The organism is Streptomyces sp. DvalAA-14 (assembly GCF_900091855.1).
Classification (GTDB): domain Bacteria; phylum Actinomycetota; class Actinomycetes; order Streptomycetales; family Streptomycetaceae; genus Actinacidiphila.
This window is the reverse complement of sequence record NZ_FMCH01000135.1, coordinates 1-22,166: the sequence shown is the minus strand read 5'-3', so window position 1 is coordinate 22,166 and position 22,166 is coordinate 1. Positions and strand designations below refer to the sequence as shown.

Annotated in this window: 16 protein-coding genes; 12 read left to right on the top strand and 4 right to left on the bottom strand. The window is 69.4% G+C overall.

The genetic code is table 11. From position 1 onward, the window contains the following. The first annotated feature begins 25 nt into the window (after positions 1–25). From GA0115240_RS06325 to tcmP, 6 genes are all read left to right on the top strand, one after another. Complete coding sequence (locus tag GA0115240_RS06325; RefSeq protein ID WP_093735666.1) at positions 26–172, top strand: FxLD family lanthipeptide; 147 nt, start codon at positions 26–28, stop codon at positions 170–172. 71 nt (positions 173–243) lie between these two features. After that, positions 244–3,336: a lantibiotic dehydratase gene (locus GA0115240_RS06320; protein WP_093735665.1), complete on the top strand. Its 3,093-nt coding sequence runs from the start codon at positions 244–246 to the stop codon at positions 3,334–3,336. Next, positions 3,333–4,517: a lanthionine synthetase C family protein gene (locus tag GA0115240_RS06315; RefSeq protein WP_202451088.1), complete on the top strand. Its 1,185-nt coding sequence runs from the start codon at positions 3,333–3,335 to the stop codon at positions 4,515–4,517. The genes GA0115240_RS06320 and GA0115240_RS06315 overlap by 4 nt, the downstream gene beginning before the upstream one ends. A gap of 5 nt (positions 4,518–4,522) precedes the next feature. Further along, positions 4,523–5,521: a thiopeptide-type bacteriocin biosynthesis protein gene (locus GA0115240_RS06310; protein WP_093735664.1), complete on the top strand. Its 999-nt coding sequence runs from the start codon at positions 4,523–4,525 to the stop codon at positions 5,519–5,521. Between the two features lie 392 nt (positions 5,522–5,913). After that, positions 5,914–6,414 carry a phosphotransferase gene (locus GA0115240_RS37560; protein ID WP_202451087.1) on the top strand — a complete coding sequence of 167 codons (501 nt, stop codon included), beginning with the start codon at positions 5,914–5,916 and terminating at the stop codon, positions 6,412–6,414. A gap of 31 nt (positions 6,415–6,445) precedes the next feature. Then, a complete protein-coding gene (tcmP, locus tag GA0115240_RS06300; protein WP_093735670.1) occupies positions 6,446–7,609 on the top strand; it encodes a three-Cys-motif partner protein TcmP in 1,164 nt (387 codons plus the stop codon). 1 nt (position 7,610) lies between these two features. Here tcmP and GA0115240_RS06295 read toward each other — a convergent pair whose 3' ends face one another. Then, entirely contained in the window at positions 7,611–8,360 is a 750-nt protein-coding gene (locus GA0115240_RS06295) for a DUF5131 family protein (RefSeq protein ID WP_093735662.1), read from the bottom strand. A 347-nt stretch (positions 8,361–8,707) separates the two neighbouring features. Continuing rightward, entirely contained in the window at positions 8,708–9,460 is a 753-nt protein-coding gene (locus GA0115240_RS06290) for a helix-turn-helix transcriptional regulator (protein ID WP_093735661.1), read from the bottom strand. A 577-nt stretch (positions 9,461–10,037) separates the two neighbouring features. Between GA0115240_RS06290 and GA0115240_RS37870 the strand changes: the two genes are divergently transcribed. From GA0115240_RS37870 to GA0115240_RS06255, 6 genes are all read left to right on the top strand, one after another. Then, the gene (locus tag GA0115240_RS37870) at positions 10,038–10,367 is read left to right on the top strand and encodes a hypothetical protein (protein WP_237554643.1); all 330 of its coding nucleotides are present in this window, start codon (positions 10,038–10,040) and stop codon (positions 10,365–10,367) included. A 57-nt stretch (positions 10,368–10,424) separates the two neighbouring features. Continuing rightward, a complete protein-coding gene (locus tag GA0115240_RS06280; protein WP_093735660.1) occupies positions 10,425–11,378 on the top strand; it encodes an IS481 family transposase in 954 nt (317 codons plus the stop codon). 419 nt (positions 11,379–11,797) lie between these two features. Further along, complete coding sequence (locus GA0115240_RS06270) at positions 11,798–12,079, top strand: DUF3892 domain-containing protein (protein ID WP_093735658.1); 282 nt, start codon at positions 11,798–11,800, stop codon at positions 12,077–12,079. 295 nt (positions 12,080–12,374) lie between these two features. Beyond that, positions 12,375–13,679 carry a hypothetical protein gene (locus tag GA0115240_RS06265; protein WP_093735657.1) on the top strand — a complete coding sequence of 435 codons (1,305 nt, stop codon included), beginning with the start codon at positions 12,375–12,377 and terminating at the stop codon, positions 13,677–13,679. Beyond that, positions 13,676–16,231, top strand: coding sequence for a ThiF family adenylyltransferase (locus GA0115240_RS06260; protein ID WP_093735656.1), 2,556 nt, complete (start codon positions 13,676–13,678; stop codon positions 16,229–16,231). The genes GA0115240_RS06265 and GA0115240_RS06260 overlap by 4 nt, the downstream gene beginning before the upstream one ends. Next, positions 16,228–17,322, top strand: a complete 1,095-nt coding sequence (locus tag GA0115240_RS06255) for a patatin-like phospholipase family protein (RefSeq protein WP_093735655.1) — start codon at positions 16,228–16,230, stop codon at positions 17,320–17,322. Before GA0115240_RS06260 ends, GA0115240_RS06255 begins: the two co-directional genes overlap by 4 nt. Positions 17,323–17,696: 374 nt before the next feature. On the opposite strand, the gene GA0115240_RS06250 is transcribed toward GA0115240_RS06255, so the two are convergent. Continuing rightward, entirely contained in the window at positions 17,697–18,419 is a 723-nt protein-coding gene (locus GA0115240_RS06250) for a S1 RNA-binding domain-containing protein (protein WP_256069577.1), read from the bottom strand. Positions 18,420–18,726: 307 nt separating this feature from the next. Further along, positions 18,727–21,504 (bottom strand): right-handed parallel beta-helix repeat-containing protein, encoded by a 2,778-nt coding sequence (locus tag GA0115240_RS06245; protein ID WP_141708745.1) that lies wholly within the window; start codon positions 21,502–21,504, stop codon positions 18,727–18,729. Between the last annotated feature and the right edge of the window lie 662 nt (positions 21,505–22,166).

The window sequence follows — 22,166 nt, the reverse complement described above, 5'->3', positions numbered from 1 at the left end:
ATGACCGTTAGCCCAAGGAGACCCGATGGACCAGAGCACGACCGCGACCGACTTCGACCTGGACGTGACCTTCGCCGAGAAGGGCACAGCCATCAGCGAGCTGATGAACACGACCAGCGACAACTGCGGCAGCACCAACGAGAGTGCCTGCGCCGGCTGCATCACCGACTGATCACAACGCGCGCTCCGGTGGCCGGGTCCCGAGCCCGGCCACCGCAGCCACCCGAAACGGGGAGGGCAGAGATGTATCGCTACGTGGACGCGGCCCTGATCCGAGCCGCGGCATACCCCAGCGGACTCGTGCTGCCGGACCTGCCGGACCTGTCGGAACCGTCCGGTGACGAGGGCACCGACACCGCCGCGTGGCGGTTGTGGCTCGAATCGGTCTGGCGACTCCAGTCGGTCGCCGAAGCCGTCGAACTGGCCAGCCCTGTCCTGGCCCATCGCGTCCGCCAGATCTGTGCCGGACAGACCCTCTCGCCCAAGCGCGTGCGGCGGACCACGACTTCGCTGCACCGCTATCTGCTGCGCTTGCAGCACCGTGCCACGCCGTTCGGGCTGTTCGCCGGGATAGCTCCTGCCCGCATCGGGCCCGTCCTGGCGTGGCGATGGGGCGAAGAACACCGGCCCTTCGTGCGCGTGGACGCCGTATGGCTGTCGGAGATCATCGGCCGTTTGGAGGCGTGCCCCGATTTGCTTCGCCGGTTGACCGTCGTGGCGGACGGGACGAGCTTCGCGCGCGGCGGGCGGTGGGTACTGCCATGCCAGCGTCCCGATCAGGACGAGGACAGAGGTCCCGGCGAGGTCGGTATACGGCGTACCCCGGCGGTGGATCTCGTGCTGGCCGCGGCCGCCTCCCCTGTCGCGGTCGCTGCTCTGACCGGGAAACTCGCCGCCGAGTACCCCGACGTGCCCTCCGACACCAGGGCAGGCCTGCTGACAGAACTCGTGGCCCGCCGTTTCCTGCTGACCGACCTGCGCCCACCGATGACCGTGACGGACACCCTCGGCCACCTGATCAACCGACTCGACGGGGTGAACGCGGTCGGCATTGCTCCGATCGCACCTACCGTGCGAATGCTTTACCGGCTTCACGCGACGTTGACCCACTACACCACCGCCGAGCCCGCCATCCGCCGGCGCTTGCGGACTGAGGCGGCGGTAAAGATGCGGGCCGCGACCAGCGTCACGGAGACGCCGCTTGCCGTTGACCTCCGCCTGGACTGCTCGCTCACCCTCCCCGAGCAAGTGGCCACCGAGGCCGAGAAAGCGGCGGAGGCACTGGCCCGGCTGACGCCCTTCCCGTCCGGCTCGACAGCATGGCGGGAGTTCCACACACGCTTCCTGGAACGCTACGGACCCGGTGCCTTGGTCCCCATCAGCGACCTCACCGACCCGGATACCGGCATCGATCTCCCCGCCGGATATCGCGGCTCCCTCGGCACGCCGTCGACTCCGGCCCTGACGCCCCGGGACCACCAACTCCTCGCGCTGGCCCAGCACGCCGCGCTTGACGGCGCCCGCGAGATCGTCCTGAGCGACGCCGATCTCGCCGCATGGGAGGTGGGGTCCGGTATCCCGCTCCCTCATCTCGACCTGCGGTTCAGCCTCCACGCGGCAACCAGCGCGGCGCTGCGGGACGGTGACTTCCTTCTCGTCGTCAGTGGGGTAGCTCCCGCGGCCGGAGCGACAGCCGGCCGCTTCCTCGACCTTCTCGACGCTGACGACCGCGTCCGGATGACCGCCGCCTATGCCAGCCTCCCCACTGTGGAGCGCGGCGCCCTGCGGGCACAGGTCTCCAGCCCACCGCTGTCCGTGCGGACCGAGAATGTAGGGCGTGCCCCAATCGTCTCGCCGAAGGTCATTCCTGTTGCCGACCATCCTCAGCACGGCAGTCCGATACTGCCGCTGAGGGATCTGGCGGTCACCGCGGATGCCAGTCGGCTGGTGCTGGTCCAGCTCTCCACCGGCCGGACCGTCGAGCCCGCCATGCTCAACGCCGTGGACCTCAAGCAGTTCACGCATCCCCTGGCCCGGCTGCTCATCGAGCTGCCCCGCGCCCGCTGTGCCGCCTTCGGCCCGTTCGCATGGGGCGCGGCGGCCGGCCTTCCATTTCTGCCCCGCGTTCGCTACGGCCGCGCCGTCCTCGCCCCAGCCACGTGGCGGATCGAAGCCGCCGACTTACCAGGCCCCAGGACCCCGCCCGCCGAGTGGAGGCAGGCGCTGTCGGGCTGGCGCCGACGACTGGGCGTCCCCGAAGCCGTCCAGCTCGGCGACGACGACAAGCGACTGCGCCTGATCCTGGAGCACGGAGCGGATGCGGCGCTCCTGCGCGCCGAAGTGGACCGCGTCGGTCACGTCACGCTGAGGGAAGCCCCCGAGGAAGCCGCGTACGGGTGGTGCGACGGGCGACCCCACGAGATCACCCTCGCGCTCGCCTCCACCGCTTCCCCCATCCAGCCATCGACATCCCAGCGGAAGAGATCAGCGCCCGTCGGCCGGGAGCACGGTCAGTCGCCCGGTGCTTCCACGTGTGCCTACGTCAAGCTCTACGGCCATCCCGACTGGGTCCCCGAACTCCTTACCCGCCGCTTGCCCCGCCTGTGGGAGGGCTGGGAGGACCCACCGCAGTGGTGGTTGGTGCGCTACCGGGACCCGCACGACCACGTACGGCTGCGCTTCCGCCTACCCCACCCCGACGGCTTCGGGGCGGTGGCCGCCCGGGTCGGAGCCTGGGCCTCGGACCTTCGCCAAGACGGGCTGCTCGGTACGGTCCAGTGGGATACCTACTATCCCGAGACCGGCCGCTACGGCAGCGGCCCGGCACTTGACGCTGCCGAGGCGTTCTTCGCTGCGGACTCCGGGGCCGCCGTCGCCCAGATGATGCTGGCCGCCGGCGGAGAGATGTCCGCACAGGCAGTCACAGCAGCCAGCCTGGTGGATCTGGCGATCGGGGCCATGGCCGACGCCGACGCTGCGATGCGGTGGCTGATCGAGCACATCACCACCGACGCCGCCCCGCACCCCTCCCGCGTCGTCCACCAGGAGGCGATGCGTCTGGCGAGCCCCCGCCAGAGCCGTGAAGCCCTACACAGCCTGCCGGGCGGCGACCGGCTCACCGCGGCTTGGGACGCACGGCGCGAGGCCCTGACCGCCTACCGCGTCGCGCTCGCGGCGGACGGCCGGTTGTCGCCCGAGGCGGTACTGCCGTCCCTCATGCACATGCACCACCTCCGGTCGGTCGGGATCGACCAGACCCACGAACAGACCTGCTACCGACTCGCCCGCGCAGCCGCCCTGGCCTGGACGGCCCAATCACAAGGAGCCGCGAAGTGATCTCCAGGACGGGCGGCGCACCCTTCGCCTCCAAGGAAGCGGACCCATTCGAGACGACCGCGGAGGCTCAGTCACTGGCGACAGGCGCCGCCGGCACTGCCCTGCTGCCGATCGAACGCGCACAACGCGGCACCGACTCCTGGGCCGAAGTACACACTCGCCTGGCAGCCTGCACCAGCGACCTGGTCGCCGACGAGCAGGCCTCGCTCTACTTCGGCGCACCCGCCGTCGCCTTCGCCCTGCACACCGCCCACGTCAGCACCGGCCGCTACGTCGGAGCGTTGGACACCCTCGACGCCCAGATCACCCAGCTCACCCGACGGCGTCTCGCCTCGGCAGACGCCCGGATCGACCGCGGCGAACGACCCCGTGTCGGTGAATTCGACCTCTTTTACGGGCTGACGGGTCTCGGCGCCTACCTGCTGTGCCGTGATCCCCAGACCAAAGTGCTGCGGGACGTCCTGTCCTACCTGGTGCGTCTGACATGGCCGCTGTCCGGCGACGACGATCAGTTACCCGGCTGGTGGACCCTTCTGAGCCCGTCGGGCTCTATCTCCGCCGAGTTCCCCGGCGGCCACGGCAACCTCGGTATGGCCCACGGGATCGCCGGCGTACTGTCCGTGCTGGCAATCGCCACCCGCCGCGGAGCCGTTGTCGAAGGTCAGACCGGCGCGATGAGACGGATCTGCGCCTGGCTGGACACCTGGCGCCAGGAATCGGATACCGGACCCTGGTGGCCGTACTGGATCACACTGGCCGAGCACCGCACCGGCATCCTCACGCAGGCCGGGCCGTCGCGGCCGAGCTGGTGCTACGGCACCCCGGGTTTGGTCCGCGCCCAGCAACTTGCCGGCATGGCCCTCGGGGACTCCGACCGGCAACGCATGGCGGAGGAAGCTCTGCTCGCCTGCCTTGCCGATCCCGGACAGCTCGGCCGGATCCGCGACGGAGGCATCTGCCACGGGGCTGCCGGACTGCTGCACACCACTCGCCGCGTCGCTCGCGATGCCCGCAGCGATGCCTTCGCTGCCCACCTGCCGCGCCTGCAGGCGCTGCTGGCGTCTCAACCAGTCGCCGGGGGAGACGGGTTCCTCGACGGTACGACCGGTCCCGCGCTGGTTCTGACTTCCGCCGACGGCACCACGGCATCGGGCTGGGACACCTGCCTTCTGACGGGCTGATTGCCATGACCCCTGACCCCCACGAGGTGGAGAACGCGGTACTGGCTGTTCTGGCCGGCACCGATCTCCACCCGGCAGCAGCCCAGGTCCCGATGGACCCCGCCGACCTCTCCGACGCTGTCGCCACCTACCGTGCCGCTGGTCGCGCGGCTCTCAACACGCCCGCGCTTGATCGCGGCTGGTACCAGGTCCGCATCCACTTCACCGACTGGGCCGGGGCCGAGCGGACCGCCGCCACCCACCTCGGTCCCTTCCTGCAGCAGGCCCGGGAGACCGGGACGTTCGCCGACTGGTGGTTTCTTCGCAAGCATCCGTGCTGGCGGCTGCGCTGCCGTCCCGGCTCGCACGCCACCGTCGCTACGAGGACACTTCTCGCTCCGGTGCTGGACGGCCTCGTGGCGGCGGGCGCGGTCCAGCGGTGGTGGGAATCCCGCTACGAGCCCGAGTCCCTGGCCTTCGGCGGAAAGCGGGGTATGGAGATCGCGCACGACCTCTTCCATGCTGACAGTGACGGCATCCTGACGCACCTGCGCCAAGCCCCCGCTGCCCCCGGTCAACCCGCCGTCGGTCGTCGCGAACTGGCTGTACTGCTCTGCGCCTCGCTGTTCCGTGGCGCCGGCCAGGACAGCCACGAGCAGGGCGACATCTGGCACCGCGTCGCCCAGATGCGTCCCCTGGCCGAGGCTCCTCCCACCGGTCGGTTGCGGGGCATGGCACCGAGCCTTGATCGGCTGATGAGCCTGGACACGTCCGCCACCAGCCCGCTGTTCGCCACCGGTGGCCCGCTGCCGCACGCTGGGCCCTGGGCGGCCGCGTTCAAGACCGCAGGCCGGCAGTTGGCCGACAGCGCCCGCGACGGCGCCCTGGAACGCGGTCTCCGCGACGTCCTCGCCCACCACGTGATCTTCCACTGGAACCGCATCGGCGTCCCCGCAGCCGCCCAGGCCGTGCTGGCCCGTGCCGCCCGCAACACCTTGCTGAACCTCGACGGCTCGGTGAGCTGATGTACCCCGGACCGGAGGACCCCGAGGTCGTCGGCAGGATGCGTGCTGCCCATCACTGGGCCCGCAGTGCCCTGGACTTGGACCCAACCCAGCTCGAAGACGAGGCGTGGGGATGGCGCGGTCGGACTCTCGGCCGGTCGATCAGCTCGGCCGACGGCCCTGGGTGGTTGCGACTGGCCAGTGCTCCCGCCGGCGAGACCGACCACATCTTCTGGAACGGGTCTTGCGAGGCATCAGGCGCGATCCCGGCGACGGTGCCGCGACCCCGCCTGCGGACCGTCCACGATTTCAGGGACCAGGGATGGGAGTACCGCGCAGAGCTGTACGACTACGTCGCTGTGCGCCCCATCGCGTCGTCACCTGCTCTGACGGTTGAGCGCGACCTTCCACCCGTGTGGTGGACGGGCCTGCGCATCGCCCTCGACGACATCGCGACAGTGCCCACCGACCGCTACACGACCAAACAGCAGTACCTGGACTGGGCCATGCCGAAGTTCCTCGGCACCTCCCTCGACACCCGCGTCCCCACGTGGACCACCGCCCACGGCGACCTGCACTGGGCGAACCTCTGCGCCCCCGACCTCCAAATCCTCGACTGGGAGGGCTGGGGCCTGGCCCCCACCGGCTACGACGTGGCCATCCTCCACAGCTACAGCCTTCTCGTCCTACCCACCGCCGCCCGCATCCGCGCCGAGTTCGCCTACCTCCTCGACACCCCTGCAGGCCGCTTCGCCGAACTCGTCGCCATCACCGAACTCCTCCACAGCACCACCCGCGGCGCCAACCTCCCCCTCGCCGGTCTACTCCACCTGCGCGGGGAGCAGCTACTGCGAGATGCGGAGAAAACACCACGCACTCTTTACGGGGCACGTGGACGGGTTCACCATCGGTGACCGGGACATTGGCGGCCAAGGGGGGCTTGTTATGGCTACAGGAACGAAGACGACATACTGGAATGATCGGGAACTTCCGAGCGTCCTCAAACACAACCTGCTCGGAAGGTACATCCCGCAGTTCGGTGGTATGACCGGCTCGCGTGACGGCCGCGTGGTCTATCTGGACGGGTATGCCGGGGAGGGCCGCTACGAAAGCGGCGAGGCCGGTTCGGCCGAGATCGCGATGCGGGTGGCGTCGAAGCACCTCAAGCAGCATGGACTGCGCTGGACGTGTTTCTTCACCGAGCGGGAGCTGAAGTCGTTCACGAAGTTGGAGAAGATTGCCGGGATTTACCGTGCGCAGGGTGTGGATGCACGGGTACATCATGGCGATGTCGACGGCGTCCTGAACGAGGTGCTGGTTACAGCCACCAACCTGCCGTTGTTCTTGTTCCTGGACCCGTGTGGGCTGGGTCTGCCGTGGGACCGCCTGACAGAAGCTATGGCACTACGCCGGTCGCCGAAACTATGGCCGCCGACGGAGTTCTTGATGAACTTCAGCATGGTCGCGGTCCGGCGCCTTGGCGGCAACGCGCGGTCCGCCAAGGGCGTGGAGCGATCGTCGGAGCGGTTCGACGAGGTGTGCGGCGGACGGTGGTGGCGGGACTTCTTCCCGACCGGAAAGGAGCCAGCGCTGGATGCGGATGAGGCAGTGGCCGCAGAGTACGCACGCCGTCTGGAAGCCGCCACGGGAATGCTGGTTCGGTCAGTGCCAGTGGCTAAGGCTCCCCACCTCAAGCCGGTCTACCACCTCGTCTACGGCACGTGGCGCCAGCACGGCCTGTGGGTCTTCGGCGACTCAGCCGCCCGGGCCCGCGACGAATGGTGGAAGAAACTGGAGTTTGCGGAGGAGGAGAACGAGCCAGATGCGTTGTTCTCCGCCACCTCTGTGACTCGTCCCGACCCGAAGGTGGTGTTGGCAGCGGCAGTGCCGGCCATGGCCCAGAACATCGAGGGTCTGCTGCGGCGCGGCCGGGCGTTCAAGCTGGTCGACCACACGCTGGATGTCTTCGGCGACTACTACGGACAGGTCACCGAGGGGGCGGCGCGAGCAGCCGTCAAGCTGCTGCACGAGCAGGGCAGGACCCCGAGCACTGGAATCAGCAAGAACAAGGAGAAGACCCGAGACCTGATTGTCGAACCGCAGCGCTGAGTCACATCGCCGCGGCTGGCAGTGGCATCTGATCCCAGGTGCGGCCTTGCAGAAGGCGGCCACCCGCCTTGGGGGTGTGGCCACCCCACTGTTTGAAGAAGAAGGCGACTCCCTCTTCTTCGCAGGCGTCACGGATTTGGGTCGCCCACGCCTCTTCCATCCGCCGGTGGCCAGGACCCGACTCACCGCCGGCGATCACCCATTGGATGCCGGACAGATCCAGGCCGTCGAGCGGGGCCAACAGCGGTTCGCAGGACAGGAACCGAACCGCGGCTGGGATCCGCCGCAGGTCGTCGATGCGGGGAAGTTCCTTGGCGGTCTCCACCGACGTCCCCACCCACACGTTCGGCGGCCAGTCCAGGCTTTCAGCAATCTGCCGTAGGCGCCGCGCGCGCTTCGTCAGCACCTGATAGGTGTGCTGCGGGGTGTCCGCCATGACCTGGAAGACCTGGCGAACGAAGTCAACCGGCACCCGCGCATGGAACAAGTCGGACATCGAGTTCACGAACACCGTCCGGGGGCTCTTCCACCCGTACGGCACCGTCAGAGCATCCGGATGCAGCGTCAAACCGAAGCCCGGGCCTGAGGTCCGCAGGTCGCCGTCCTGCTGATATTTCGCCGCACCCATTGCCTTTAGACGCTTGGCCAGTGTCAGCGCGTAACAGTTATCGCAGCCAGACGACACGCGGTCGCAGCCGGTCGTCGGATTCCACGTCGCCTCGGTCCACTCGATCGCACTGCGGTCACTCACCGGGCACCCCTCCGTATGCCGCAGCCGCTCATGCCCGCGCCCACGGTCTGCTGCGTGTCCAACGAACCGTCACATGGCCGGACACCGACATCCAACCACCGGCCTACACGAGTTGCGGCCGAACTCTTCTAATAGAACAAAAGTACGCCTCTGTCCGATCGGTCATAACGGGTCGAAATATGACGATTAAAACTGGTCTGTCCGACTGGCAACTGGCGAGCACAAGCGCAGCATTCACACGCGGTGGTGCAATGCCGCCCGAGTTTGTCTCTATGTCCGGACCTCGCGCAGCAAGGCGGGAGCTACGCGGCCGCTAGTATCAGAGTCCGGCCAGGCCGACGAGCTATCTACCCGTCCTCGGAGTCCTCGCGCAGCGAACGTGCCAGCTCGGAGACGTGTCGCGCCTGGACTGCGGACAGCCGTCGCGTCTCCCACAGCAGCGCTGCGGCGTCCACGGCCTCCGCGGACGGAGGGGGCGGCACCTCAGGCAAGAAAACGCCCGTGAGCGCGGCCAGTTCGCGGGCGTCGATCCCCAACAGGGCAGCGAAGTCCGTGACCAAGCGCGGGGTCAGCTCTTTGCGGGCGGAGCCGATCACGCCGTAGGTGGCCGCCGACAGGTACGTGGGCGTCACGAACGCAAGCACCCTCGCTATGCCCATCCAATTCAAGTTGCGGTACTGGAGCATGCCGATGATGCAAGCGCCCGGGCCGTCGGCGAGGGGCATAAGCGGCTTCGGGGCGAATCGGGAACGCCGTTCCTCCTGCGGCAGTGACCTGATCAGCTGCAGAAGTTCACGGCGCCCCGCTGCGGGAAGGCGCACTGCATCCGTCACCGTGCTCGCCGCCCATTTCGCGGCCGTGGCATCCAACGGCGCCAGGTCCTCGGGGACCGCCCATCCTGCGAGGATGAAGAGATCGACAGCGGGGAAACCCAGCGCGGTCGCAAGCCGTCGGAGCAGCACTTCTCTGGGACTCTCCCCCGCCAGCAGCGCCCGGACCTCGTCTGCCGTCAACCCAGCACGTTCGGCCAACTCCAGTGCGCTGAGCTCTCTGTGGTCCAGCAAACACGCGAGTATCTCGCCGAACCCGGAGCGCTCCATGCCCGCAGACTAGCCAGAAGAGCGGAGGTCACCGGACCAGATCAAGTGAGACGGAAGAACCGACGCTGTGTTGGGGCAGGCTGGCCCGGCTCGTTCGATGCGGACTGAGGGGATCGGCACGGCAGCGGCATACCGGGGCTGGACGTGCCACGGTCTGCAGTACAGGCCGGAGCAGCAGCGCGACCGCCCACCGCCATTTCCTCAGGTCCCGGACCGGGTCCCCGGAGTGCGGCCCACCGTTCAGCGCGAGCCGGTCCCGTTGTTCCGCTCGCCGCGGGGAGTACGCATTCAGTACACATGCCCCCCGAAAACCCCCACCACCAGTGGAAACCGTGATGAGAGTTTTCCCAGGTCAGTCCACTGATGCCCGCATCCACCCAGCTCGCGAACCCGCCCCGAGGGAATTCGAGCAGCAGCCGGACGGCGGACTCCTATTGGAAGAGGCGGCCTGCGACGCGTTCGCCGCCGAGATCCTGCCGCCCGCGGCACTAGTCGAGCGCCATCTGTCCCCGGCAGGTCCCACCGCCGGCGACGTAGTGGACCTGTGGCGGGCCAGCGGCGCCTCCCGCATGGCGGTATGCGTCCGTACCGTTCAGCACCTGCCCGCCCCGGGCACGTCCTGCTGCTCGGCGCCGACGGCCGGATCGCCTTCGCGGCCTCACACGGCTTGCCGCCGCTGCGGCGCGGCAACTTCCAGGGCGACATCCCGGTTATCGACCGGGCCCGGGCCGCCAACGGGCGCGCGCAGGCCCGCTACCGCGACGGCATCCTGGGCCAGGAACTTTATGCCCAGACCGCACCGATGGACGGTTACCTGCTCGCCGTCCTAGTCACTGACCTAGCTGTTCTGTCCGGGGAGGTTGTGGACAGTGGTCATGATCACGGTGTTGGGATCTTGAATGGGTGAGGGCCTTCCGGGTTCGGTGTGGATTGCGACGTCCGACCGACCCGACAGAAGGCCCTCATGCCTCACCGTAATGCACCCCTGACCGAGACCGGTCGTCTGCGTCTGGCCCGCTGCGTCGTGGACGACGGGTGGCCACTGCGGCGTGCTGCGGAACGCTTCCAGGTCTCACCGACCACGGCCCAGCGGTGGGCGAGCCGCTACCGCCGCGACGGCGAGGCGGGCATGACCGACCGCTCCAGCCGCCCGCACCACAGCCCGCGACGGACTCCTACGCGCACCGAACGCCGGATCATCAAGGTCCGCGTGCTGCGCCGCTGGGGCCCGGCCCGCATCGCGCACCTGTTGCACCTGAACCCGTCCACCGTCCACCGGGTCCTGACCCGCTTCGGCCTGGCCCGCCTGACCCACCTCGACCGCGCCACCGGCCGCGTCATCCGCCGCTACGAACGCCAGCGGCCCGGCGAACTGGTACACGTCGACATCAAGAAACTCGGCAACATCCCCGACGGCGGAGGCCACAAGGCCCTGGGCCGACAGGCCGGCCGCAAGAACCGCTCGGGCGCCGGCTACTCCTTCATCCACACCGCCGTCGACGACCACTCCCGCCTGGCCTACAGCGAGATCCACCCCGACGAGAAGCAGGCGACCGCCACCAGCTTCTGGACGCGCGCACAGGCCTACTTCGCCTCGGTCGGCATCACCGTCGAACGCGTCCTGACCGACAACGGCTCCTGCTACAAATCACGGCTCTGGCGCGACACCCTCACCGCGGCCGGGATCACCCACAAACGCACCCGGCCCTACCGGCCCCAGACCAACGGGAAAGTCGAACGCCTCAACCGCACCCTCCTCGACGAATGGGCCTACGCCAAGCCCTACCGCTCAGAGACCGAACGACGCGCAGCCTTCCCGCAATGGCTCCACACCTACAATCACCACCGCGGACACACCGCCCTGGGCGGCCAACCACCCGCCACCCGCGTCCCCAACCTCACCGGGCAATACACCTAGCCCCCTGGCGCGCCTTGGCGCCCTTCATACTGGACACCGGACCCCAGGCGGGCGAGTACATCTGCGAGCACTGCAGCCAGGAGTACGGCTCCTTCGAGGCCGCCTGCCCCTCCTGCCGCATCCCCAAGTGCCCCGAGTGCGGACGCTGCGGATGCGCACCGCGTATGGCGGAACGGCAGTGCCCCGGATGTTTCACCCTGCACCCGCCGAAGATGTTCGCCGACGGCGCCGAGCGTTGCCTCGACTGCTCCTGAACCTCCATCTCGTACACCACGCTGTCAGCCGCATCTGTTCCCCTACCGGCGAGTTACGTCGTCCGTCCGGGGCGACAGCACCCCTCGCGGGGTGGCGGGGAACCCGACGCTGGCTCCGGGGCGCCCGTCGTGCAAGGCCGGCAGAAGCAAGAACCGAGAAACACCGTGCCCATCCAGATCACCGCTGTCCGCCTGTCCGGCGGCACCGCCCATGAGCACATCGTCCACCCGTGGTGGACCAACCCGGCCACCGGCGCCACCGGTGACAACACCCGGGCGCAGATCATCACCTGGATCGAGGACGAGGGAGGCCAGGCCTTCACCCGCGACGCAGGCGGCCGTCAGGCAGCGGTCGCCGTGGTGACTCCGCCGCACAGCGTGAAGTACCTGCGCACTCACGCCGACGGCGTGTGGACCGACAACCTTCTGGCCCTGCCCCGTCGGTGACGACCGGGCGCCGCACTCCAGCACCGTGCTGCTGGCAGGGCAAGGACGGCGAGAGCGGCGGCCCGGCAGGAACCAGGCTGCCTCCCGTCGGTGACAGGACGGGCGCAGGCAAGTCAGTTCAGCGACCTGCGGCCCGCGCCCCGGAGTTCGGGTCGGTCCGATTGCCACGGGGCTCTCCAGTGTGGCGGTTCCCGTGCGGGGGCGGTGTTGTCAGTGGCGCGTGGTAGAACCTGACAATGAGTTAACTTATCCGTTTTTCACACTAGTTGATCATTATCGAGTAAAGAGGTACGACATGGTTGAGGCGAAACTTCCCGAGCAGGGGGTGGTGTTCTGGCCGGTGGGCACGGGCGATTCCACCACGCTGGTGCTGGGCGACAACCTGGTGGTGCAGGTGGACCTGCGGGACATGGCGGCGGCAGACGGGGACGGCGCGGTAGTCGCGGCGGTCGTCGACCGCCTGGAGGACACGCTGCCGCGCCCGGACGGCACCACGCCCTACCTGGCGGTGTTCGCTCTTACCCACGCCGACTTGGACCACTGCTGCGGGTTCGGTGATCTGCTGGACAGCTCCATCGTGATCGGGGAGATCTGGGCGACGCCGCGGCTGTGGCGGGAGATCTCCGAGGACGGGGACATGTGCGAGGACGCGCGCCGCTTCCAGGACGAGGTCGAACGGCGGGTGCAGGCCACCCTCAAGGCCCTCAAGAACGGCCAGGAGCCGGACAGCGGGGACCGGGTGCGGATCATCGGCTACGACGAGGACCGTACCGAGCACTCCTACGCGCAACTGCCCGACAAGTACTTCACCTTCCCCGGCAAGTCGATCACGATGGTCGACGGGAATAACGTCGCCGACAGGTTCGAGGCGTTCGTCCACGCCCCGTTCAAGGGCGACTGCGCCGGCGACCGCAACGACACCTCGCTGGCCCTGCAGATCCAGATGCACACCGGCGGCACCACCGGCCGGCTGTTGCTCCTGGGCGACCTCGCGTACGTCACCATCAAGAAGATCTTCGACTTCAGCGAGTTCCACAACCGCACCGACCGGGTCGAGTGGGACGTGCTGCTCTCCCCGCACCACTGCTCCAAGAAGGTCATGTACGCGCCCGGCGAGGACGGCACGGAGGAGCTGAAGCAGGACATCCTCGACCAGCTGGCAGCGCACGCCAGCCCGGACGCCCGGGTGATCGCCAGCTCGCGGCCCTTCCGGGACAAGGACGAGAAGGGCCACAACCCGCCGCACCTGCTGGCCCGCGACGCCTACGAGGCGATCACCGCCTACCCGGTGCTGTGCACGGGGGAGTACCCCACCGCGGAGGAGCCCCGGCCGGTGGTCTTCGCCCTGGAGCCCTCCCTCGGGTTCGAACTCGTCGACCTCGCCGAACTGGAGCACGTGGAGAGCAAGTCCCGGGGGCTGACGTCCGCAGGCGGCGGACGGCGGCTGCTGGCCGACCTGGGCACCACCCGCTTCTCCGCCGTCACCGCCGGGACGGAACTGGCGGCCCCGCGCGGCACGGACGCTGCCCGCGCGGGCGTGCAGCGCGCCCGGGGCGACCAGGCGGAGCCGGCGGTACAGATCGGATTCGGTGCCGCGTGAACCGCAGCATCACCGTGGAGCTCACGGTCGGTCAGCAGCTCGCTCTCGACCAACTCGACCGGATCGCCAGTGCCTCCGGCGGATCGGTGAACGTCACGCACGTGGCCGCCTCCGCCGACTGGACCGGCCACGTTGAGGTCCGCGTCAGCATCGGATGCGGCAACCTGCCCCGCACACCGGCAGGGCTGCGACTGCGTAGCGTGGAAGCCGTCACGGTGCTGATCCCCGAGATGTTCCCCTTCGCCACGCCCAGCGTCCTGACCCGGCACACCCGCTTCGCGGACGCGCCGCACGTCAATTGGGGCCGGCACCTGTGCCTGTACCGCTCGACCGCCACCGAGTGGGATCCGGCCGACGGCATGTACGGGTTCATCGGGCGTCTCCTGGACTGGTTTGTTGCAGCCGCAGCGGGTGAACTGGACCGGCCCGGCGAGCCCCTGCATCCGCCGAACGCGGCGGTCGACCGCAACGCAGGGCTGCTGGTGGTCCGCAGCAACGCTCCGGTGGCCACGGATCAGCTGTGGCTGGGTTCTGCTGTGCTGCACCAGGTCACCGACACTCGGTGCGATGTGGTGGGCTGGCTCGCCGGAGGGGAGCCCTGGCCCGCCACCGTGGAGCAACTGCGGGATGCCGCCGCGCTCCCGGACGGTGCACGCGTGTTCCTCGCGCCCACCGTCATCACCACGAAGCACCTGACGTTCGAATACCCCCGCACCGCGCGGGAACTGGTCCAGGCACTGGCCCGCGACCACGTCACCACCCGCCTGCTGCTGGGTCTGACCGGCTTCGTCGCGGACCACAATCGCGCCCTGCTCCGCCCTGACGACGAGCCCGACGGCGATGACGACGTCCCGGCCGCGCCGGTGCACCTGTTGCTGGGTACCCCGTCCAGGGGCGTTGCCGGCGACGGAGGGCTGCGCCAGACCCACCTGGTGGCCTGGCACCTGCCCGACTTCGCCGACGGACTCGCGCGCCTGTCCGTCGACGCTTTCAGCGACAGTCCGGGCCTGGCCGCAATCGGCGACAAGGTCATGGACTTCGGCACCCGGTGGCTCGACCGCCAGCCGACCGCGTGGATGCGCGTGTACGAAGCCCGCCCGGAGGTCACCGTACGCCGCGATCACGCCACCCCTGCCGCCTGGCTGCGCGGCAAACGCATCCTGGTCCTGGGCGCCGGAGCGCTCGGCGCGCCCGTCGCCGACATGTGCGTCCGTGCCGGTGCCGCGCACCTGACCGTCGCCGACAAGGGGCTCGTCCATCCGGGCATCCTGGCCCGCCAGCCCTACACCGACGCCGACATCGGTCGCTCCAAGTGTCGTGTCCTGGCCCGCCGCCTGAATAGGATCGACGCCCGCCACACCCGTATCGAGCCCTTCGTCGGCGACATCACCACCCGCCTGGACGACCTCAACCTGCACTCCTTCGACCTGATCCTGGACTGCACCGCCAACCGCATCGTCCGCGCTCGCCTCGAAGGCGCCCGCCGCACAGACCCCTCCTCCTGGCCGCACCTCGCCACACTGATGATCGGCCACCACGCCACCCGAGGGCTGGCCGCCTTCTCACCCCGCGGCGCCACCGGCGGCGGCGCCGATGTCCTGCGCCGTACCGCGCTGGCCGCGCACACCGATCCCCGGCACGCCTACGACGACCTCATCGAGGACTTCTTCCCCACCCAGCCCCGCACCGACCTCTTCCAACCCGAACCCGGCTGCTCGGACGCCACCTTCACCGGATCAGCGGCCGACGTCACCGCACTGGCCGGACAACTGATGAGCGGCATCCTCCACGCCCTGACCGCCCCCGCCGACCAGCACACCATGGCCACACTCGCCGTGCGCATGCCCACCGGCCCCACCGGCCTTCAACCCGCCGGTCCGTGCTGGTTGACCTGGCCTAACGACACCGTCACCACCGACCCGGCCACCGGCTACGAGGTCCGCATCATGCCTGCGGCCCTGGCCGAGATGCGCGCCGAAGCCCGCCGCGGCGCCCGCGTCCGCGGCCCCCGCGTAGAAACCGGCGGCAGCCTGCTGGGCGCCGTCGACGACGCCACCGGCGTGATCTTCGTCGACGAGGCCACCGGCCCGCCCCCGGACTCCCTGCTCACCGAGACCTACTTCCTGCACGGCCTGGACGGCGTCAGCGGCCACCTGGCGGCCCGCCGGACGGCAACCGGCAACATCAGCCGCTTCCTGGGCATGTGGCACACCCACCCCCACGCGCCCGCACAACCCAGCCCCACCGACCGCGCGGCGATGACGCTCCTCACCCTGCCCCTTCACGACGCCCCCGCCCGGGCCCTGGTCCTCATCGCCGGCGGGCCCACCTGCGTCTGGCACCAGTGGCTCGCCACCGGTGGCGACCTTCACCTGTACACGCACCTCGCCACCCGTACCGCCTCCGCTGCGTCCGAGGCACCCACCCCGGTCCAGCCGGGCCCGGGGACCGGCCCGGTGACCTGGTGGCCCGGCGGCTATGCCACCCACCCCCACCCCGACCACCCGCCCTTCGGCCCCGTCCCCTCCCCACGTAAGGCATCCCGCCAGTGACCCGCACCATCGGCTTGGCCCTGTCCGGAGGCGGCTCCCGCGCCGCGGCTTTCCACCTCGGCTGCCTGCGCGCCCTGTACGACCGCGACCTCCTGGACCGCGTCCAGGTCGTCTCCGGCATCTCCGGCGGCGCTCTCCTGGCCTCCCTGTGGGCCTACGGCCCCGCGGACTTCACCGACTTCGACGCCCGCACCACCGATGTGCTGTGCTCCGGCCTGCAACGGGCCATCGCACGCCAGGCGTTCACGCCCTCCGCGGTGGTGCGCAACCTCACCGCGGCCGCCCGCGCGGCTGCCCGCGGGCTGTTCTCCGACAGGGGCGCCATCGGCGTCGCCCGCCCCGCCAACCGCACCGACGCCTTGGCCACCGTCCTGGCCCACCAAGCCTTCGGCACCCGGACCATGGACGACGTCACCCACCCCGGCCTCGACGTCGTCCTCACCGCCACCGACCTGGCCACCACCAATGCCGTCCGCTTCGGCAGCGCCCGCAGCGGCTGCTCGCGCTACGGCACCATCGCCGAACCCGTCCACGTCGCAACCGCCGTCGCCGCCTCGGCCGCCTACCCGGCCCTCCTGCCGGCGCTGGAGCGCACCTTCACCTTCCAGCACCGCAACGGGCACCACCAGCAGCACACCGTGCTGCTCACCGACGGCGGCGTGTACGACAATCTCGGCCTGTCGGTCCTCGAGCCCGGCCGGTCACCGCAGCACACCCAGCACGTCTACGACGTGCCCTTCATCATCTCGTGCGACGCGGGCATGGGCGAACTGACGGTGAAGGCACCACACTTCATGATCGGCCGTCTGCGCCGCTCCTTCGACACCGTGCACCGCAAGGCACAGGACTCCGCCCGGGCCCGCCTGCACGAGTGGGCCGCGAGTGGGCGCATCGACGGATTCGCCCTGGCCTATCTCGGCATGAAGGACGACCGCCTCCCCGCGCCACCCCACGACCTCGTCCCGCGCAGCGCGGTCGCCACCTATCCAACCAATTTCGCCGCCATGGCCCGCAGTGATCTCGATGCCATCACGACCCGTGGCGAGCAGCTCATGCGCACCGTCCTGCCGATGTACCTGCGCCCTTCGTGACTACCACGGCCTGGTAGGGACTCCCTACACGGGGAAGGCCAACCGAAGGTCTGCAAGAGGAGCATGCGGTACCGATCGCCGAAGGCGGGTTAGTACGCATCCAGTACACATGCCCCCCGAAAACCCCCACCACCAGTGGAAACCAGTGATGAGAGTTTCCCCAGGTCAGCCCCCTGATCGCCGCATCCGCCCAGCTCGCGAACCCGCCCCGAGGGAATTTGCAAGGCAGATGTCAGGGGTTCGAATCCCCTAGGCTCCACAACCCTTTGCGCAGATCAGTGGCCCTCCCACCCGAGCCGGGTGGGAGGGCCACTGGCGTGCGGTACGCATGCTGTGCACATCAGGCCGGAGCCCGGCTCCAGCGCCCGGCCGCGTCACCGGCAGTCGGGTGAGGCCTGTCGTAGGGACAGAAACAGCTGGCGCCGCCGTCGGTCGATCTCGATGACGACCACCGTGATCTGGTCTCCGACCCGCACGACCTCTTCCGGTGCTTCCACCGGCTCCCAGCTGAGCTCCCGGAGATGGACGAGTCCCTCGATCCCATCGGTGACTTCGACGAAGGCGCCGAAGGAGATCAGCGAGGTGACCGGTCCGCGCAGTGTCCGGCCGACGGTGATGGAGTCTGCGAGCGCCACGAAGGGGTCCGGCTGCGTCGCGCGCAAGGAGAGCCTGGCCTCCCCGTTCCAGGTGTCGAACTGGAGGAACTCGCACGAGACGCGCTGTCCGACCCGGACGACGTCCGAGGCTGCTTCGAACCGCCGCCAGGACAGTTCGGGGTAGGTGATGAACCCGACGCCGGGGAAGACCGGGTGCGCGGGGCCCTCGTCCAGTGCGACGAACACGCCGAACCGCTCGATCGCCGCGATGGTGCCGGTGAGGATCTCGCCTCGGCGGAGCGGTTTCAGGAACGCCCAGAGCTCAGGGTTCTCAGCGGCGGCCATCGACAGCTGTGCCTGTCCCTGGTCCAGATCAATGGCGATCACCTCGGCGGCGACCCGCTGGCCGACTTCCACCGCCGCAGCCGGATGCATGCGCCAGGACAGTTCCAGGGGCCCGACCGTCCCCAGCGGGCGCGAGGGGAATCCGTCGAGGGTCACGGACACCCCTTGGCGCCGTGTCACATCAGTAGCCGTCCCCATGTAGACCTCGCCCACGCGGAGCCCTGCCAGAAACTCCCGCGCCCGATCATCCGACGCTCCGCTCATGAACACCCTCGTTAGACCGTGTGCTTTTCGGCTCTGGCCTGCTGCTTACGCAGCGCCGGCAGCGGAAGGGGTCTGATGCCGATCTACGGGCGCCAGCTCCTGTGGCAGCGGAGCTGCCCGCTGATCGAATCCTGATCGGATCCTGGTCGAATCCTGATCGATCGGGAATCGATCAACGCGTTCTCGCGGTCCCCTGCATTCAGTTGGTGGAGTACCCCTGCACTTCCGCGACGACGTTTACCGAGCCGTACGGGCTGTAGAGGCCGACAGAGCCGTGCGTCAGCGGGAGGTAGACCAGGACGGACGTGGTCTGGCCCCGCATGAAGCTGAGCGCCGGCTCGGCGGGCTCGTACGGCGAGCCGTCGCCCCAGACGGTCAGCGAGCCGTTGGCCGTGGAGCCGACGGCGGTCAGGTTCAGCAGCACGCCGGTGGCGCCGGCTGGGACGCCGGCCATACCCGAGGCTTTGAAGTGGAGGATGCCGGTTGCCGGGATCGCCTTCTTGGGGGCACCGGTGCCCGACCGCGTGTCAAGGACCCGCGCCGGGGCGATCGCGTTCATCGGCTTGTTTACGGGGTCGATCGACGGGCTGTACGGCAGGTAGAAGCCCTCCACCGAGGCGGTGAGGTCGACCGTCCCGGAGTGGTTGTAGAGGGAGACCCGTCCCTTGCTGTCCACCGGTGCGACGACCGTGGCCGAACGGGTCTCTCCGGCGGCGAAGTTCAGTTCCGACGCGTTCGGCGCGGTGGTGCCCGGCTTAAAGGCGTTGACGTAGCTGCCCGCCGTGGCGTGGGTCGCGGTGACGTCGAGCAACACCGCGGTCGCCTGGTACTCGTACGAGTTGATGTTGTGGGTGTCCGGCAGCAGCGCCGTGAAGGTGAGGGACTTACCCGCGCCGAGTTTGCCGAATTTCGGCAGTCCCGATCCCCCGCTTGTGCTCAGGACCGGCCGGAACTCCCCCCAGATGTTGACGTCGTTCCTCAGCACGGTGCCGCCCGCCGGACCCGGGGTGAGCGTGGTGTAACCCTCCACATCCGCGGTCAGGTCGACGGTTCCGCCCAGGTTCACCAGGTTCACCGATCCGTCCGGTCCCACGGGCACGTCCAGCAGGTTCCCGGTGGTCTGGCCGGCCCGGTACGTGAAGCCGGGCGACGTGGGCAGCTTCGCGCCCGACGCGTAGGCGGTGACGGTGCCGCCGGCCGTCGGGTGGAGCACAGTGACGTTGAGCAGGACGGAACTGGCCCCCTTGACGCCTCCGACGCCGTTCACCTTGAAGTAGACGACCTTCTTCGGCCCGACCTTCGCCTTGGGCGCGCCGAGACCGGTCAGGGTGTTGAGGATCCGCAGCGGACCGTCGGGGACGAACACCGGACCGACGACGACCTTCGTGGAGGCGCTCGCCGAGCGTCCGCCGAAGTCGGTTTCCCTGCCAGTGGCGGTGTAGGTCCCGGCTCTGGCATAGGTGTGAGTGAGTCCGTCGCACGCGCCGGCCTGGCTCACCGCCGGCGTCCCGTCCCCGAAGGACAACGTGCAGGACGCGAGTGCGAACGGGCTGGTGGACGTGTCATGGAAGGTGGTGGTCAGCGGCGAGGTCGCGTCCTGCCCATTCGCGCCGAGAGCGGCGGTCAGTGGCCCGGCCGGGTTGACGGAGACCGTCAGCCGGTCGGTGTGGCCCGGCTCCTGGACGGTGATGACGTCGTACGTGCTCTTCCCGCCGGGAAGCTTGGTGTAGGTGTGCTCGACGGAGCCGGCAGCAGAGGTCACGGCTGGGGTGCCGTCCCCGAAGTCGTACGTGCGCGTGACGGTCCGGCCCCACGGGTTGTCGTCCTCGGCGGTGACCGTCACCGGGTAGCCCACCGCGGTCGAGGTCGGGGACAGCCGTGGACTGTACGCCTCGTACGGGTCCTGCAGCTCCAACGCGCCGCGGTCCGCGTACCCGATGCCGGTTCCTGTGTCGGGGGTCAGCGGATCGTCCACCCGGGGAGCACCGGTCAGGTCCGTGGCCAGTTCCCCGGGCGCACCGGCGTCCGCCGAGTCAATGGCGGGCGATCCGTCGCGCGGCGGCGGAAAGGTGTGACTGGCGTTGCTCCCGACGGCGAGGATGTCCGACCTGCCCTGGCCGGTGGCCGCTTCGAAGGACGCGGTGCCGGGATACGGCGTGCCGGCCCACCGGTAGAGGTCGGCGCCCGCCGGCTCGACGAAGTAGTTGTAGCCGGCTGTCGTCCCTGTGGCGGAGTCGTCGTCGACCACGATGTCGTTGTCGTACAGGACGTTGTTCTCCGCGGTGGTGCCGACCGAGCCGGCGGACACCGACAACGCGTGGGGCGCAGAGCTGAGAGTGTTGCTGGTGACCGCGGTGTCCACCGTTCCGTCGAGGGCGACGCCCGACGCGTTGGTGGCGTCGATGTCGTTGGTCGTGATGACCGTGCCCCGTACTCCGGCGCCCACCTCGATTCCGGTGGCGTCGACGCTCTCGATACGGCTGCGGCTCACGGTCACATCGCTGCTCGCACCGGAGATCTCGACACCCGCACTGCCGGCCCAGGGGGTTATGCCGAGGCGGTCCAGGGTGATGTCGTGCGCGTCGCGCACCTGGAGGCCGGCCCCGGGCTCCTCCACCCGGACCCCGCGCAGCACAACGTCGTGGACGCCCGCGAGGGTCAACCCGTCGATATCGGCGGAGCTTTGGCTGGTGATGGTGATGGGTTGTCCGGGCTCCCCCGAGGTGGTGATCTCGGTGGCCGGATAATCGGCTCCGGAGCCGACAAGGATCGTGTCGCCGGGCCGCGCGCCGTCCGTCGCGGCCTGGAGCGTGCAGTACGGCTGCGCCTGCGTCCCCGGCCCGGTGTCGGAGCAGGAGGCCGCCGTGATGCCGACGTACAGGGTCGAACCGTCCGCCTCCGCCATGACGGCGGGCAGGACCAACCCCGCGGTGAGCAAGGACAGCACGACAAAACCCGCTCGGCGGGATCCGGCCACGGTGTTTCCCCCTACGTCCTGCCTCCCGTCGACGCGATCGCGCAGGTTGCCGGGAGGGTCGGATGCCTAGCGGAAGATATCAGCGGTCGGCCGGTGCGGGTACCTGGTGCCATCGGGAGCCGTCGGCAGGGCGCTTGACAGGGCCTTGAACCTTTACCGGCCGGGCACGGCGCTCAGCGGCGTTACCGGCAGTCGGGGGATGCCTGTCGTAGGGACAGAAATGTGCCGGTCAGGATCTCACCTCGGCGGTGATCCGCTGGCCGGCTTCCACTTCCGCAGCCGGATGCATTCGCCGCGGCCGTTCCTCCGGGCCGACCGTCCCCAGCGGGCGCGAGGGGAATCCGTCGAGGGTCGCGGACATCCCCTTGCCCCGTGTGACGTCAGTTGCCGACCCGCTGCGGACACCGCCCCGGCCCGTGCGGGGCCGGGGCGGTGGTCGGCGGCAGGGGCACACCCGCGGCGGTGGGGGCGGCGGTCAGATGCTCGGTGGGGAAAGGCGGGTGTAGGGGAGGCCGGAGGTGGTGCCGCCCGGGGTGAGGACGGTGACGGTGACCGGGCCGGCCGGGCCGGAGGGGGCGGTGGCGGTGAGTTGGGTGTCCGAGAGCGCGGTGAGGCGGCGGGGGTGCTTCCGAGAGGACGGAGGTGGCGCCGGTCAGGTGGGA